The sequence below is a fragment of the Candidatus Lernaella stagnicola genome, assembly GCA_030765525.1.
GTDB lineage: Bacteria > Lernaellota > Lernaellaia > Lernaellales > Lernaellaceae > Lernaella > Lernaella stagnicola.
The window spans coordinates 97,866-114,337 of sequence record JAVCCK010000007.1; the positions used below are offsets into that span (position 1 = coordinate 97,866).

The 16,472-nt window shown below is 60.0% G+C and carries 12 protein-coding genes; 6 read left to right on the top strand and 6 right to left on the bottom strand.

Features of this window, described 5'->3' with window-relative positions:
* Window positions 1–6 precede the first annotated feature (6 nt).
* A complete protein-coding gene (locus tag P9L99_02990) occupies window positions 7–1,194 on the top strand; it encodes a hypothetical protein (protein MDP8222300.1) in 1,188 nt (395 codons plus the stop codon).
* Window positions 1,191–3,092, top strand: a complete 1,902-nt coding sequence (locus tag P9L99_02995) for a histidine kinase dimerization/phospho-acceptor domain-containing protein (protein ID MDP8222301.1) — start codon at window positions 1,191–1,193, stop codon at window positions 3,090–3,092. Before P9L99_02990 ends, P9L99_02995 begins: the two co-directional genes overlap by 4 nt.
* Here P9L99_02995 and P9L99_03000 read toward each other — a convergent pair.
* From P9L99_03000 to P9L99_03020, 5 genes are all read right to left on the bottom strand, one after another.
* The gene (locus P9L99_03000; protein MDP8222302.1) at window positions 3,089–4,975 is read right to left on the bottom strand and encodes a glycoside hydrolase family 3 N-terminal domain-containing protein; all 1,887 of its coding nucleotides are present in this window, start codon (window positions 4,973–4,975) and stop codon (window positions 3,089–3,091) included. The genes P9L99_02995 and P9L99_03000 overlap by 4 nt on opposite strands.
* An 18-nt stretch (window positions 4,976–4,993) precedes the next feature.
* Window positions 4,994–6,295 carry a hypothetical protein gene (locus tag P9L99_03005; protein MDP8222303.1) on the bottom strand — a complete coding sequence of 434 codons (1,302 nt, stop codon included), beginning with the start codon at window positions 6,293–6,295 and terminating at the stop codon, window positions 4,994–4,996.
* Window positions 6,296–6,434: 139 nt separating this feature from the next.
* Window positions 6,435–7,514, bottom strand: coding sequence for a 3-phosphoserine/phosphohydroxythreonine transaminase (gene serC / locus P9L99_03010; protein MDP8222304.1), 1,080 nt, complete (start codon window positions 7,512–7,514; stop codon window positions 6,435–6,437).
* A gap of 24 nt (window positions 7,515–7,538) precedes the next feature.
* On the bottom strand, window positions 7,539–8,417 hold the full coding sequence (locus P9L99_03015; protein ID MDP8222305.1) for an NAD(P)-dependent oxidoreductase: 879 nt from the start codon (window positions 8,415–8,417) through the stop codon (window positions 7,539–7,541).
* 65 nt (window positions 8,418–8,482) lie between these two features.
* Window positions 8,483–9,724 (bottom strand): DUF1015 family protein, encoded by a 1,242-nt coding sequence (locus P9L99_03020; GenBank protein MDP8222306.1) that lies wholly within the window; start codon window positions 9,722–9,724, stop codon window positions 8,483–8,485.
* A gap of 187 nt (window positions 9,725–9,911) precedes the next feature.
* On the opposite strand from P9L99_03020, the gene P9L99_03025 reads away from it, so the two are divergent.
* Window positions 9,912–10,955, top strand: a complete 1,044-nt coding sequence (locus P9L99_03025; GenBank protein MDP8222307.1) for a hypothetical protein — start codon at window positions 9,912–9,914, stop codon at window positions 10,953–10,955.
* Between the two features lie 176 nt (window positions 10,956–11,131).
* Window positions 11,132–14,215, top strand: coding sequence for a S8 family serine peptidase (locus tag P9L99_03030; protein MDP8222308.1), 3,084 nt, complete (start codon window positions 11,132–11,134; stop codon window positions 14,213–14,215).
* A 113-nt stretch (window positions 14,216–14,328) separates the two neighbouring features.
* Here P9L99_03030 and P9L99_03035 read toward each other — a convergent pair whose 3' ends face one another.
* On the bottom strand, window positions 14,329–14,892 hold the full coding sequence (locus P9L99_03035; GenBank protein ID MDP8222309.1) for a hypothetical protein: 564 nt from the start codon (window positions 14,890–14,892) through the stop codon (window positions 14,329–14,331).
* 145 nt (window positions 14,893–15,037) lie between these two features.
* Here P9L99_03035 and P9L99_03040 point away from each other — a divergent pair, with 145 nt between their 5' ends.
* Together P9L99_03040 and P9L99_03045 are read left to right on the top strand one after the other, a co-directional pair.
* Window positions 15,038–15,964, top strand: coding sequence for an ethanolamine ammonia-lyase reactivating factor EutA (locus P9L99_03040; protein MDP8222310.1), 927 nt, complete (start codon window positions 15,038–15,040; stop codon window positions 15,962–15,964).
* A gap of 99 nt (window positions 15,965–16,063) precedes the next feature.
* Window positions 16,064–16,462, top strand: coding sequence for a hypothetical protein (locus P9L99_03045; protein ID MDP8222311.1), 399 nt, complete (start codon window positions 16,064–16,066; stop codon window positions 16,460–16,462).
* Window positions 16,463–16,472: the final 10 nt, after the last annotated feature.

A 16,472-nucleotide genomic window follows, 5' to 3' on the forward strand; every position in this document is an offset into this window, starting at 1 on the left:
ACCTTGATGGTGAAGTTTCAACGGTTGACTTGGGACGAATTGACGCCCTCATTGCAGCGTCGGATTCCTCCCGATGTGCCGCCGGCCAAACGAATCGCCATGGCCAAGGGGCTCATTCCGCTGGGCACCAAGGAACTGCTGATCGCCCTGTTTTTTCTTTCCGGCGACAAGGATAAGCGAGTGGCGAAAGAGGCGCAGAAAAGCCTCAAAGAGTTACCGGAAAGCCTCATTCTGATCGGCATCAGCGGCGAAACGAACCCCAAGTTGCTTCACTTTATTGCCACCCGCGGCTTCGACAACAACCACATTTACGAACAGGTGGCGTTGCATCGAAACGTCGCCGCCGCGACCTTGGCGTATCTTGCTGAAACCTCTCGCTTGGAACGCGTGCTGACGATCATTGCGGGCAATGAGCGGGCAATCTTACAGTCGCCGCCCATCCTTTTGGGTTTGGTAGTCAATCCGAGTACGCCGCGCAGCGTGATCGACCGTCTGACGCGTTTTTACGAAATCGAAAAAGGTCACGCTTTTGACGAGGATCTGACGCCGGAGCAGCGGGAGCGACTGGCCCAGCCTGCGGGCGTCGAACAGGCCGCGCCTCCCCCGGGGCCGGAAAAACTCGTGATCCCGGACGACCGCATGCACCCGTGCGTGCGAATCGCGGATCTCGCCGGCGCGGAGTTCGATACCGATATGCTTTTCGCCGACGACCTCATGCAGGATGAAGAAGACGACGACGAACCGGTCACGCCGGAGAACGCCGAAAAGCAGCAGAAGAAGACGAAGTCGATAATGTCGCGGCTCGCCAAATTAAACATGGTGGATAAATTGCTGCTCGCGATGAAGGGCAATCGGGAAGCCCGACGGATCCTGCTGCGCAATCCGAATAAGATCATCCAGGAAGCGGTGTTGCAGAATCCACGCATTACCATTCGGGAAGTGCTGGCGGCCGTGAAGGAAAAAACCACGCCGCAAAACGTGGTCGAACGAATCTGCAACAACCGTGAATGGACCCGCTACTACGAAGTGCAACTCCAACTGTGCTGCCACCCCAAAACGCCGATGCGTTTCGTTTTTCGGGCTCTGCAACGGTTGAATCCGCGCGATGTAGAACGCTTAGCGTTCAACCGCGGCGTCCCGGGCGCAACGCGGGCTCAGGCACTCAACATTCTCAGGCGAAGGAAACGGACATGAGCGACGATCCGAAACATCCGCGCAGCGAGTTTTTCGCCGGTCTCAGTCATCGCGTCCGCCAACCCCTCAACGGCGTGCTTGAGGAATTGAACGCGCTGTTGGACACCAACTTGAATCCTTCGCAACGAAGCCTTATTGACTTGGTGCAACGGCGCGCACACGAGCTACTCGCGCTTCTCAACGACGTGTTGGACCTCGCGCGACTGCAAGCGGGTAATTTCGTGCTGGCCGACGAGCCTCTGGATCTGCTCGACGTGTTGGATAGCGTTGCGGCAAACCTGACCGATTTCTTTGGGCAGAAGCGAAACGCTCCGTTCACCCTCTTGCCTCACCCGGATACCCCGGCGCTCGTGTCGGGTGACGCCGGGCGCTTGAAACAAGCCCTACTCAATATGGCGCTGGCCACGCCGCCGCCCACCGGGTCCAGCGAGGTGTTGCTGGAAACCGCGGTGGAGGGCGAATCGCAGTATGAAACCCGCCTCGCGTTCTCGCTTCACTTGCAGGTCGAGCCGGCGGACGCGGCCCTCGCGGTGAAGATGATCGAGGCGCTCGCCGGTTCGAGTCACGGCGAGAAAGAGCAGTTCGACGACGAGGGCGCACTGCGCTTGGCGGTGGCCGCCGAAATTGCCGCGGCGATGGGAGGCGGCCTGGAAGCCGAAACCGACGGCGGCGATGGTCTGACGTTGGTTTTTCGGGCCACATTGGGACGCGTCGAGTCGCTGAGCCACCGCGACGCGGGCGACCCGGCGGGCTTGGAAGGCTTGCGGGTGCTCTTGGTATCCGACAGCGACGAGGCCGCCGCGCCGCTCGCCACATGGCTTGCCGAATGGAATTGCGACGTGCGCCATGTGCCGCTTATGGACGACGCACCGGCTCTTTTGCGGCAGGCGGCGGGCGAAGATGAGGCCATGCAGTTCGCGCTGATTGTCAACCACTCTCACGGGCAAGATGCCGAGGATTTGGGTCGAACGATCAAGAGCGATCCGGACCTGCGCAACACGGCCGTGGGCTTGGTGACAAGCGTCGGTCGCCGAGGCGATGCCGCCCGACTGCGGGAGATCGGATTTTCGTTTTACCTCACTCAACCCGTTACGCAGCGGCAGTTTCGCGACGCCATGGGCATCGTGATTGAACACATCGATTTGCCGCCGAAACAGCGGGCCGCGGCGATCATCACGCGGCATTCTTTGCGCGAACGGCAAGTGCGCGGTTTGCGCGTCGCCGTCCTCGACGACAACGCGACGTCCCGGATGATCACCTTGCTGCTGCTGGAAAGGATGGGCTGTGAAGCCAAGGCGTTGGCGGCCGAGGAAATCCCGGCGCAGCGTTTCGACCTTGTGCTGGCGACCGAGCCGCACGTCGAGCAGTTGCTTGCCCGCAGCGGCGACACGGCGGCGGTTCCCGTCATCGCCGTAGTCGGCGAGATAGCGGGACAGCAACGCGAGGAACTACTGGCGCAGGGCGTTCGCGACGTGATCGGCAAACCTTTGACTGTAGCCGCGCTGCGCGATGCCGTGGGACGTATCGTTGCGTGGCGGGAACAAAACGGTGCCGAAGAGGTCGCTTCACCGTCGCTTGTTGATGCGGAAACCCTGCTGCGCAACTTCGACGACGACCGCGAAATGTTGCGGGAAGTGATCGCGTTTTTCGTGCAGGACTTTGCCGAAAAGCTCGACGCGCTGCAGGCGGCGGTCGCCGCGGCGAAGGTCGAAGACGCGAAAGAAATCGCCGAGGACATGAGAGACGCGGCGGGCGGTTTGGAACTGCGACGCTTGGTTGACCTCATGGCCGAAATCACCCGTGCGGCTTCGGGCGAACGCGCATCGCAAATACCCCCACTGATCGAGGAGGCGGCGCGGCTTTTCGCCAGAATCAAAACGGCGCTGGAAGAAATTTAGTCGAGCGCGGCACTCCAACCGATTTCGTACATTCCCGGCAACGCAACCGGCAACCGGCCGCCGGGTTCGGAGAGGCCGTAGAGCACTTCCGCGGTGACCTGCAAGGCCAAGCCGCGATTGCTGTAGCTCGCCACGTAGGTACCGACGTCGGGGAAAACCATCAAGTCGTACGGCATGGCTTGCGCGACCATCACCGTGGGCAGCCCGAGGGCGAGCAGGCGGTTGACCAAGTCTTGCTGCACCTCGTCGAAATAGGCGTTGTACGTGCCGATTACGAGGAGATCCGCTCCGCTTGCCGCCGCGGCGTCCACGAGCATGTCGGCCACGAAGCCGACCGGCGTGCCTCCGTAAATCATTCCGGTCACATCCGGGTCGATGTCCTGCATGGGGCCGAGCAGGGTTTTGATCGTCATTTGCGGCCACGTGGCTTCGGGGTACATCTGCGTCACCAGCGGCCCGGTCGTGATCACGAAAACGCGGTCGTCGACATCCAGAGGCAGCAGCGCGTCCTCGTCACGCAACAGAGTGATCGCCTGCCGATGCAGCGCCAGCGACAACTCCGCGTCTTCCGGCCGGTGAACCCGTTCAGGGACGTCTTCCACGGTGCGGAACGGGTTCTCAAACAGGCAGTACTTCATTTTGAGGTTGAGGATGCGGCGCACGGACTGGTCGATTCGCGCCTCGGTAAGCCGACCATCGCCGACGGCCCCGACGACGTAATCGATTTGTTCCGCGATCGTCGAGGGATAGTCGCCCGCCTTTCCGGCGTCACGCGCTTCGAAATCCTCGAAGATGTCGATGATGATGTCTGCGCCCGCCTGAATCGCCAGCACGTCGGGCAACTCGCCCCAATCGATGCCGGCCACAGCGTCCATGTTCAGGTCGTCGGTGATGATGACGCCTTCGAATCCCAACTCGTCACGAAGTAGCTCGGTGAGCATGCGGGAGCTGAGCGTCACGGGGTATTCGTCCTCCCAGGCCGCGTAACGCGCGTGCGTGGGCATGATCATGTCGGCGCCGGCCTCGATCGCCGCCACGAACGGCGGTAGATAGATCTCCCGGATTTCCGCTTCCGAATGCTCCGAGACGGCCCGCACGTAATGTTCGTCGCCCGGCGCGGCGGTCTGGCCGGGGAAGTGCTTGGGCGTGGCGACCACCAGGTTGCGCTGCGTGGCCTCGACGGCGGCAGCCGCGTGCTGCGAAACCCACTCCGTATTCTCCCCGAAGCAGCGCGTGTACATCGAGGCTTCCTCGTGGTCGGTCATGACGCCGAGCACCGGCGCGAGAGAGAGGTTGATGCCTGTTTCGTGCAGTTCACGGGCCATCAGGTCGTAGGCGAGGCGGGTCGCATCGGGTGAAAAGGTCGCGCCGAGTCCCATGTTGCCCGGGGTGTCGGTACCGCCGGTGAGCCCGGTCATCATCTGCGGAATGCCGCCTTCCTGATCGATGCCGATAAACAGCGGGATGCCCGCGTCGGAGTTCAGCGCAATATTTTGCAGCTTGTTCGTGTTTTGCACGGTCCAACTGGGCCAGAAACCAAGGGTGAGCGCCACGACCTCATGGATGCCGCCGACCTGCACGTCGCCGACCATATAGGCGGCTTCCGGCAAGTCGAACCAGGGGAAGACGTTGACGGCGGTGTAGTACATCTGTGCGACTTTCTGCCGCAACGTCAGCCGGTCCAGGATGGCGTCGATTTCGCTTTCATCGACTGCGCAAAAGCTTAGCGGGGCGGGAGAGTCGTCGTTGTCGTCGTCATCGTTGTTGTCGTCGTCGTCGGCGGCGGCCGGGGCGTCGTCGTCATCGTCGTCGTCGCATGCGAAGCCAAAGGCCAACGGTAAAGAAAGCAAGAAAACGATTACCAGAATTCGCGCGACCCGCATGGTGTCTCCCGTCAGAAATTAACCGCAAAGCCCTCCGCCGCCATCGTTATCGTCATCATCATCGGCGTTGTTTGCGGGCTCGTCGTCGGTGTCTTCGGCAATGTCATCGTCATCATTTGTGTCGTCATCGTCGTTGTTGTCGTCATTGTTATCGTCGTTGTCGTCATTGTTATTGTCGTCGTCGTCATTGTTATCGTCGTTGTCGTCATTATTATCGTCGTCATTGTCGTCGTCATCGTCGTCACCGGGAACCAGTTCCGGCGCGTAGAAACCGGTCATGCGTTCTTCGCCGAGGCGGCTGGGAACTTCGGGAATAATGACTCCGCCCAGTGCCTTGAAGAGCTGCTCGGCGTAATCCTGCGAACCCAGGTCCGAAGGGTGCACTTCGTCCACGAGATAGTCGTCAAGCCATGTGTCGCCGTAGAACGTAATCATATCCGTAACGCTGACATCGGTCGTATCCGCGGCGGCCTGCCGTTCGAGACCGAGGGCGATCTCAAAAATCCAGGCGGCGACGGGTTGCAGAAAATCGCCGGTGTAACTTTGGATGATCGTGCTGTTGGCGAAATTCGGGTACACGATGAAAACCACGTCGCACTCATCATTGATCGCCACGACGTTGGCCAGAATCTCCCGCAGGCGCGGCACGGCTTCCAGTGCATATTCAGGGTGTTCGATGAAATTCAGCACGATTTGCCACATGTCGTAGGGCGGCTGCATGCCCTCGACGTAAGCGTCCAAATCGTTGCCGGTGAGGGTGAAGGTGACCAGGTCGGCATCGGACAGCAAAGGCACGAGGCGCTCTTCCCAGTAGGCTTTTTCGTCGCCGGGCAACCATTCCCAACTCCGGCTGCCGCCGACGTGAATGTTATGCAGATCGATCTCCACCAAGTCTTCCATAATCCACTCGAAGCGCTCGGGGTACTGATGCTCGCCGCCGTACACGCCGATGCTGTCGCCGAAGGCCACCATGTTGAGGTAGCCCTCGCGGATGGCGTCGGGAACCCGCTTGGCGTGGTTGTTGCTCGTGCTTTCGTAGCCGCGCAACCCGACATCCACGAAATACGTGCCGGGGGTTATGCTCTCGAAAAGGTACTCACCGAACTCGTCGGTGATGGCTTCGATTTCCGTCTCGCCGTCCATCAAGTAGACGGAGATCCCGGGCAGCACGGCGTCTTCGCCGGAAATGTCCTGGAAATAGACCGAGCGCGAGGACTGGTCGGCGTCATGGTACACGACACCTTCGATCGTATCCTGCGCCGCGGCGGGCGTGAACACGATCAAAAGGAACAAGAACATCGATATCAGCGTGCGTTTCATCGTTATATCTCGCCTACGTATGGGTTAACGCGTCTCCCCAACAGAAACCCGATGCAAAGTAGCAAGTTCTGCTCCGCTTGAAAAGAGACGGGGCGGCTTGTTGCCGCCCCGGTTCGATCGAATGAGTCTCGATTCCGTGCTACCCGTTCTTCTGCATGAAGTCCTTGAGGAAGGCGGCCAGATCCTGGATCGACTCCAGCGAGGTCGCGTTGTACATCGAAACGCGAATGCCGCCGACCGAACGGTGGCCCTTCAGGCCGATGAAACCGTTGGCCTTGCCTTCGGCGACGAGCTTGGCTTCCAACTCTTCCGAGGGCAGGCGGAACACGGCGTTCATCAAGCTGCGGTCTTCCACCTGAATCGGGTTGCGATAGAAGCCGCCGGAGTTGTCGATCAGGCCGTAGAGCAATTCGCCCTTGGCGCGGTTCTGTTTTTCCATCGCCTCCAGGCCGCCGAAATCGGTCAGCCACTTCAGCACATTGCGCAGCATGTAGATGCCGAAGGTCGGCGCCGTGTTGAACAGCGAGTTCTTATCGACTTGCGTCGCGTATTTGACCATCGTTGGGACGGCCGGATTACATTTCTCGATCACGTCGTCGCGGATGATCACCAGCGTCACGCCCGAGGGCCCCAGGTTCTTCTGCGCGCCCGCGTACATGATGCCGAAAGGCTTCACGTCGAAAGGACGGCACATGATATCCGAGGACATGTCGGCGACCAGCGGGATCCCCGCGGTGTCGGGGAAGTCGAAGAACTGCGTGCCTTTGATCGTGTTGTTGCTGGTGATGTGCACGTACTGCGCGTTGGGATCGAAATCGAATTCGCGCGGAATGCTCGTGAAGCTATCGCCTTCGGAACTCGCCGCTGCGCGAGCCTTGCCGACAATCTTCGCTTCCGTGAAGGCTTTCTTCGACCACGCGCCCGTGATGACGTAGTCGGCGCTTTTTTCGCCGCCCAGTAAGTTCATCGGCACATGATAGAACTGCGTGCTGGCGCCGCCCTGCAGCATGAGCACGTGGTAGTTCTCCGGCAGCTTCAGCAGATCGCGCACCATTTGGACCGCCTCGTTGTGCACGGCGTCGTATTCCTTGGAACGGTGCGAGATTTCCATGACCGACATGCCGGTGCCCTCGAAATCGAGGAATTCTTGTTGGGCATATTCCAGCGCCGCCAGGGGCAGCGCCGCCGGGCCTGCGTAGTAGTTGTGAACGCGACTCATGGACCTTCCTCCTCTATATTTGCTTTATGAGCGTAGGAATTCTTCGATTTTCAACACCGCCACGTCGCCGACCCGCGCCAGGTTCTCTTTGCTCGAAGCGCCGATGTGCGGCGTCATGACGACGTTGGGCGCATCGTAGAGCGGGCAGTCTTCAGCGGGCGGGTCACTGTAATATACATCCGTGCCGTAGGCGCGTACTTTGCCGCTTTCCAGCGCCGCGGCGAGGTCGTCTTCCTTGACCGTTTTGCCGCGGCCGGTGTTGATGATGATCACGCCGTCTTTCATCATCGCGATGGTTTCGGCGTTGATCATGTTTTCTGTTTCGGGCGTGAGCGGCACATGCACGGAAATGAAATCCGCCTTCTCAAAAAGCTCTTCGGCGCGTGTGACGACGATCGCATGGTCGCTGGGCTTGCCGGTTTTGCGCTGCGCAATCACGTGCATCCCGAAGGCCTTGGCGCGCTTGGCGACCTCCGTGCCGATGTTACCCAGACCGATCAACCCGAGCGTTTTGCCGTACAGTTCGGTGCGCTTGAGTTGCTTTTTCAGCCACTTGCGCTCGTGCATGCTTTCGTTGCCCGGGACGATGTTGCACGGGATGCTCAGCATCAGGGCAAGGGTCAACTCCGCCACGGCGATGGCCGAAGCCTGCGCAGTGTTGGTCGTCTGGATGCCCTTGGAGTGTGCGTACTCCCGGTCGATATTGTCCATTCCCACGCCGCCGCGAATGATGAGTTTCAGGCTTGTGGCCTCATCAATCCATTCTCGCCTACACTTCGTGGCCGAGCGCACAAGTACGATATCGGCCTCCGGAAGTCGCGCCTTGTCGTCGGTCACTTCGCCGAAGCGAGCCAACTTACTCGGCAATGCATCATCAAACGCGTCGGAAATCAGAATCAACATGGCTGCTTCTCCTTATTCCAAGTTCACGAACAAAATGGGCGGCCGTGGCCGCCCTGGAGCTTCGCTTAATCCTCAATCAGGCGTACCACGACACCCGAACGCAACTTTGGTTCGAACCACGTCGACTTGGGCGGCATGACCAATCCCGCGTCGGCGATCGCCATAAGCTGGGCGATGGTGGTCGGGTGCATGGCGAAGGCCACGGCGTAACCGCCGCCGTCCACCAGTCGCATCAACTCGGCCGTGCCGCGAATGCCGCCGACGAAGTTGATTCGTTTGTCGGTACGCGGGTCGCCGATGGTGAGCAGCGGCATTAAAACTTTCTCGTAAAGGATTTGCACGTCGAGACTGCGCACGGGATCGTTTTCCGGAACAACCCCCGGTTTGGCCCGCAGTGTGTACCACTTTCCGTCGAGGTACATGCCGCAGGTGCGCGGCTCGGTCGGTTTGGCCTCGCTGCCGGGGCCGACGTCGAAATTCACCGCGATGCCGTCCAGCAACTGCTCCGATGTCAGGCCGTTCAGGTCGGTCACAACGCGGTTGTAATCGAGAATGCGCAACTGATCGTCGGGGAAGAGCACCGCGAGAAAGTGGTTGTACGGTTCCTCGCCGGTGTGGTGCGGATTCTTCCCCCGCCGTTCGCGGCCTATGCGAGCGGCCGACGCGCTGCGGTGGTGGCCGTCGGCGACGTAAAGCGCGGGCACTTCGGCGAACAGTTCGGCAAGTTTCTTGAGCCGCGTCGTATCGTTCACGACCCACACTGTGTGGCCGATGCCGTCCGGCGCGACGAAATCGAAGTCCGGTTTCTCCGCGCGAACCTCGTCCACCAGCGCATCGAGGCCCGCGTTGGCCTGGTAGGTCAGGAAGACCGGCCCGGCATTCGCGTTCGTGACGTCGACCAGCCGCGTGCGGTCGTCTTCCTTGTCCTTGCGCGTATGCTCGTGCTTCTTGATCAGGTCGTTGTCGTATTCCACGACGCTGACCGCGGCCATCACGCCGACCTGCACGTGATCTCCCATTTTTTGCTGATACACGTAGTAGCAGGGAACGGAGTCCTTCACGAGGATGCCTTCGTCGATGAACCGGCGCAGGTTATCGCGCGCGGTTTCGTACACGATGGGCGCATACAGATCGGTGTCCGGCGGCAGGTCGATTTCCGGCTTGACCACGTGCAGGAAACTTAACGGATTGCCTTCGGCCATGCACCGGGCTTCCTCGGAATCGAGCACATCATAAGGTGGTGAAGCGACTTTTTCGACGTTGTCGGGCGTGGGGCGATAACCGCGGAAAGGCCGAACGTCTGCCATGTGTTTTACCCCCTTGGCTTGCGTCCGTTTCCGGGCGAAACGCTAACAGAACTAGTGCCCCTGTCAACCGTCAATAGAAGGTCGGTTGGCGGGGTAGGGGGCGCGGCGGCATGCCGATAAAGGGTTTGGGCTCACTCATGGAGTTAGTGTAGAATGCCGATGTAAATGGGAAATCTCGGGAGGACCGATGCGATACACCCGATGGTCGATAATGGTAACGGCGGTGTTGGCCGTGGCCGCGTTGATGTGGGCTTGCGGCGGGCTGGATTACGAGAGGCTCGACGCTCCGCCTGAAATGGCCGGCGTGGACGATGATGCACCCGACGGCTTCGGGGGTGACGATGACACCGCCGCCGGCGACGACGATACGGTCGGCGACGATGATACGGCCGGCGACGACGATACGGCCGGCGACGACGATACGGCCGGCGATGATGATACGGCCGGCGACGATGACGATGACGACGTGTACGATCCGCAGAACTTCGCGGTGACCTTCTACGACGTCGGTCTCGGCGATGCCGCCTTGTTCGAGGTGCCCGGACCCTACGCCATCCTGGTCGACGGCGGTTCGCAAGGAAACGGCCATTTCAATATTTGCGACGACCTGGAAGCCAAGGGTATCGACTATCTCGACGTGATGGTCATGAGCCACCCGCAGTACGACCACTGCGGCGGACTTCATGAAATCTTCGACTGCGTGGACGTCGGTGAAGTGTGGGTCAACGGCGACGACAATCCGCACGCCGCCTACCAGACTTTCCTCGAAGCACTCGACGAGTGGGGTGGTCCCGTCGTTGTGAAACAAGAAGGCGACTTGGATAACTTCGGGCTGCTTTACGTGGGCACGTATCACTCCTTCGGCGAATTTGACGACTACGACAACAACGGCCTCGTGCAAATGTTCGAATACGCTGGCCTGCGCACGTTAATGACCGCCGATATTCGCCGGCCTGCCCAAGACGCGCTGGCCGAACAATACGGCGTGGAACTGATGTGCGATATTATCAAGGTGCCGGACCACGGGCTGGTGCATTCCGACAGTTTCCTGGCGCTTCTTCAAGCGCAGGTGGCCGTTTTGTCCGTCGGCGGAAACGATATGGGCTATCCCGGCCAGGCGACTGTCGACGCCTACCTGGCTACCGGCGCAGACCTCTATCGCACTGACGAAAGCGGCGACGTACGGGTATCGTGGATCGAGGAAACCATCGAAATTGAGACGGAATTTTAGTCTGCCACGATCCGACGAGAAGAAAGAAAACGTCGCTTTGCCGGTTGACCAATCGGCGCCTCGACCCACATTATCCACACGGCGCGCTTGGTTGTGAGAAAGTGCGCGCGATTTACAATTTTATTTTACGCAGGCGGGGCAAACCGTAGCTGAAACAAACTGAAAAGGAACACCCCATGCGACGCATCCTCTCCCTCCTACCGATATTCCTAGTCGTGTGCGCCCTCGCGGCGCCGGCATACGCGGCCGATCTCGACCTCAACCTCCAAAAGAAACTCGACACCGCCGCGGCCGATGAATACATCGCCATTTACGCGACGCTGGAAGAGCAACTAGATCTCACCGGCGCGGTTCGTGACGCGGAAATCGCCGGTGGCGGCATGGCGCGGCGACACTATGAAGTCATCACACAGTTGCAGGACATCGCCGACGTGAGCCAACCGCCGATCAACGACGCGCTAGACCAAGGGCGGCGCTTCAAAGAAGTACGCAACGTGCGTTTTTTCTGGATCGTCAATTCCTTCGCCGCTGAGGCCAAACCGGGCTTTATCCGGCAACTGGCCCAGGCCAAGGGCGTCAAGCGCATCCACTTCGACGCGCCGATTGAACTGATTGAACCCGTAGGCGAAACCGTCATGACCTCGGCGGTGGGCAAGGGCGTCGAGAACGGCATCGTCGTGTCCCGCGCGCCGGAGCTATGGGCCTTGGGCATCGACGGCACCGGCACGCTGGCTTGCGATCAGGACACGGGCGCCGATGGCTCGCACCCGGCCTACGCCGATCGGTGGCGCGGTTTGGATCCCGGCGTCGACCCGGGGCACGCCTGGTTCGATCCCCTGGATCACGAAACTTTCCCCACCGAGTCGGGATACAACACGCACGGCACCCACACCCTGGGTACGATGGTCGGTGACGACGGCGGGAGCAACCAGATCGGTATGGCCCCCGGCGCAAAATGGATCGGTGCGAAAACCATCGACACCGGCGGCGACATTTTCTCCGATGCGGTCGCGGCCTTTCAGTGGATGGCCGATCCGGACGGCAACCCCGCCACGACCGACGACGTACCGGACGTTGTGAACAACTCCTGGGGTTTGCACCCCGGCTATTACGGTGAGTGTGTCGAAGATTTCAACGCGGGCATCGATGCCGCCGAAGCGGCGGGCGTGGTGGTTGTGTTCGCGGCCGGCAATGAAGGGCCGAGCGCCAACAGCCTCCGGTCTCCGGGCAGCCGCATCGCCAGCGACTACAACGTCTTTGCTATCGGTGCGCTGGAACAGGATGGCGAAACGATTGCCTCCTTCTCCAGCCGCGGGCCGTCGCATTGCGACGACGCGACCATGAAACCGGAAGTGTCGTCTGTGGGTGTGGACGTTCGCAGTTCGCAGCCCGGCGATCAGTACGGCACGAAAAGCGGCACGTCGATGGCTACGCCCCATGTGGCGGGCGCCGTGTTGCTTTTGCGGCAGGCCTTCCCCGAAGGTACGCCGGATGAAATCAAGATGGGTTTGTATTTCACGGCGGTCGATCTGGGGACCACCGGCGAGGATAATACCTTCGGTATGGGCCGCATCGATGTCGTGGAAGCCTACTACTTCTTGCTCGACTACTTCATCAACTCCGACGGCGACGTGCGAATCGACGACGCCTTCACCTGCAGTGACACGATTGACGTTGAAGTCGCCGATGCCGACCTCACCGGCCCGACCATCACCGTGGATATTTCGAGCGATACCGAAACGACGCCCGAAGTATTGACCCTGAACCTCACCGAAGACGAAGGGCGTTACGTGGGTTCGATCAACACGGCGACGGGCGCGCCGAGCGGCGACGGCGTTCTGCAGGTATCCGATGCCGATGCGATCACCGTGAGTTACCTGGATGCCGACGACGGCAACGGCAACTACAACGTGCTGAAAACCGATACCGCCTTCGTCGATTGCGCGGCGCCCGTGTTTGCGGGCTTGCAGTCCGCCGACGGCCTCGATGAAGCGGTCGAGTTGAGTTGGGACGCAGCCGACGACGCCACCGCGGTGACCTACCTCGTTTACCGCGCCGCCACGTCCGGCGGCCAGAACTTCTCCGAACCTCTCGCCACGACCTCGACGACCACCTACATCGACAACACGGTCACCAACATGACCCGCTACTATTACGTCGTGCGCGCCGAAGACGTCTTCGGTCACCGGGAGAGCAACACGGTGGAACTCTCCGTCGTGCCCATCGGGCCGGTCCTGCTGTGGCAGGAAACGTGGGAGAGCGAGGAATACGACCACCCGTGGGAAGTCGTCAACGGCGGCAGCAGCATGCACACGTGGAACACGAGAAATCCGTGCGACCGCGTCTTGGACCGTATGGATAACATCTTCGCCATCGCCGATTCCGACTGCGCCGGGTCCGGAAAAGACATGGACGAGGAACTAATCAGCGAACAAATCGACGTGTCCGGATTCCGCGACATCGTGGTTCGCTTTGAAAACGAACTTCGGCATCTTAGTCCGGAGACCGCCGACGTCGATGTCAAAGTGGACGACGGCGAATGGACGAACATCGCGCGGTGGCAGGAGAGCGTCAGCGAACAATCCGAAGTCTCCGTCCCGGGTGAAGAAATCACGAGTGTGCAAGTACGTTTCCACTACTACGACGCCGATTACGAATGGTGGTGGGCGATCGACAACATCCAGGTTCTCGGCTGGACCGAATTCTGCGAAGAGGACGAGGACTGCGATGACGGCGTTTTCTGTAACGGCGTCGAGGAATGCGCCGACAGCCTCTGCATGCCCGCGGTGACCGCACCTTGTCTGGACAACGGCTTGTGGTGCGACGGCGTCGAGGTCTGCGATGAGGCCAACGATCAATGTACCGCCAACGACGTGCCCGATTGCTCCGACGACGGCCTGTGGTGCACCGGCGAGGAATTCTGCGACGAAGACGCCGATCAGTGCGACGTGCGCAACGTGCCTGAGTGTTCCGACGACAGCCTGTGGTGCAACGGTGCGGAACTCTGCGACGAAGATAACGACCAATGCGGCCACGAGGGCGATCCGTGCCTGGAGGGCGAGTTGTGCATCGAGGATAGCGACGAATGCGTTGACGATCCCGGCGATGACGATACGACGCCCGGTGACGACGATACGACGCCCGGCGACGATGACGACGATGATGACAATGACGACGACGATGACAACAACGACGACTCCGCCGCCGACGATGACGACGACAACAACAATGACAACGATAGCGGTGGCTGCGGAGGGTGATGCGGAAACCGCGACCCAGACATTAAACGACAGCCGCCCGGGAAACCGGGCGGCTGTTTTATTGATGAGTCAAAACGTTGAAGCGAGCGGCCGGCAAGGGCCGCGACACCCGGCTAGAAGTAGTACCGAATACCTACGACTCCGAAACCGCCGCCGTACGTGCCGAACTGCTGGAACTCGTCGTAGTCCAGGTATTGGAGGCCGACTTCCGCGTCGAAACCGAGGTTGGGCAGTCCCGGCAGGAAGAATTCAAAGCCGAAAAACGCCTGGGCCATCACGCCGACGTTGTTGTCGTCATTGTCGTTCACTTCTATCGACACCGGAATGATGCCCAATCCGCCACCGGCGTACACGTTCATGTTTTTCTCGTACGTGATGACGTTTGCGTGAAATCGCCCGGCGATCGTCGCGCCGAAGCCGCGGTCATCTTCGTACTTGGACGACGTGAAACCAAGCAGCCCCTCCACGCCGTACCGGTTCGTAATCCAGTATTTCGTGCTGATGCTTTGGTTGGACAGGAACGTGTCATCCAGTGATCCGCCCAATACGCCAAACGATAGTTGGTGGTTGTAGCCGACGCTGATCCGCTGCGCGAGATCCTTGGCTTCGGCCAAACCGGCGACGCAAAGAACGAACACGGCGCAAATTGCTGCAACTTTTACTAGTTTGGGGGCCATGGGCTTCTCCATTTTTTACAATATGTAGTGTTGGCGCACGTAAGAACGCCCTAGATATAGCGCACTAGCGTTTTTTGTCAAGCATTTCCCGGATTGCTTGAAAGGGGGGGCTCTGCTATATTCCCCGTCCATGAAATTAGCCACGATGGACATTGGCAGCGGCACCGTAAGGGTCATGCTTTGCGAGCAGCGAAACGGCAGTTTCGACCGGCTCGTCGTCAAGCGGACGATCACGCGTCTGGCTGATGGATTTGCCGCAGGACGCTTGGCCGAGACCTCGATGGATCGGACGGTGCAGGCAGCCAAGGAAATGGCGAAAGAAGCGCGAGCTTTCGGCGCCGTGGAGATTCGCGTGTCCTGTAGCGGCGTGATGCGGCGGGCCGAGAACGCAAAAGAGTTTTTGATGCGGTTGCGCGACGAGGCCGGTCTCGACCCGGTCCTGATTGCGGGCGATTTAGAGGCGGCGATCAGTTCGCTGGGCGCGACGTTGGAATTGGGCTTTGCGGATCAGCCTTTCGTCCTGCTGGATATTGGCGGTTTTTCCACGGAACTGGCGGCCATCGTCGCCGGTAAGGCGGAAACGTCGGTCAGCGTGGATGTCGGGTCGGTCTCGATGCGGGCCGATTACCTGCACGAAGATCCGCCGACTGATAAGCAGTTGGCGGCGTGCGCCGAACGTGTCGGTCAAGAGTTGCGCGCTGCCGTCAGGATCGAGGATTTGGGCGATCATGGCCCGCTGGTCGGCACGGCGGGTTCGATCACGAATTTGGCCGCGATGTCGCTGAAGATGGAACGTTATGAACCCGGGCGACTCAATCGCGCCGTGTTGACGGTGGAAAACGTACAGGAATTGCTGAGTTTGTTGATATCGATGCCCGCTGCGGGGAGGCTGTCGCTACCGGGATTGGAAAAAGGCCGGGAGGACACGATCGTGGCCGGTGCGATCATCGCGCTGGAAGTAATGAAGCTGCTCCAGGTCGAACGAATGTTGGTGACTGAGGGCGGCGTTTTGGAAGGCTTGGCGGTCTACGCGCAATGGCCCCCGGACGAAGGCGGGTTGTTGACCGTGTAATGGTCAGTTGTTACTCTTGCCCTAGACGAGGATGATCGGCCCTTGGGGGCCGAAAAAGACGGGAAATCCAACCTTTCGCACATTGCCGGGGAGGGAACCATGTGGCGTCGAATCTTAGATTCGAAGGGCGGGAAGTTCAATTACGTTTCGGTCGTGCTGCTGCTTATCGTGGGTGCGGTGATGTTTTTCGGCGTGATGATCGTTCCCAAGTGGATGGCCGACTTTAACGTGAAGCAAGAAATGTACTTGAAAATGGTGAACGCGAAAACCATGGCGGACCACGAAATCGCCGCCGCCGTCGCGAAATACGCCGCCGATAACAACATCCCGCTGAGCATTAACGACATCACATGCCACCGGGAAGCAAAAGCCGTAATTTGTGCATATTCATATGATTGGCCGATCGCGGTGGGCGGCTTCGAGTTGTTCACCTGGAACTTTGATGCCGCCAAGGAACGTGAAGTTACCGAAGTACTGAATAAACTGTCGAATCCATGATGCCGGGGAG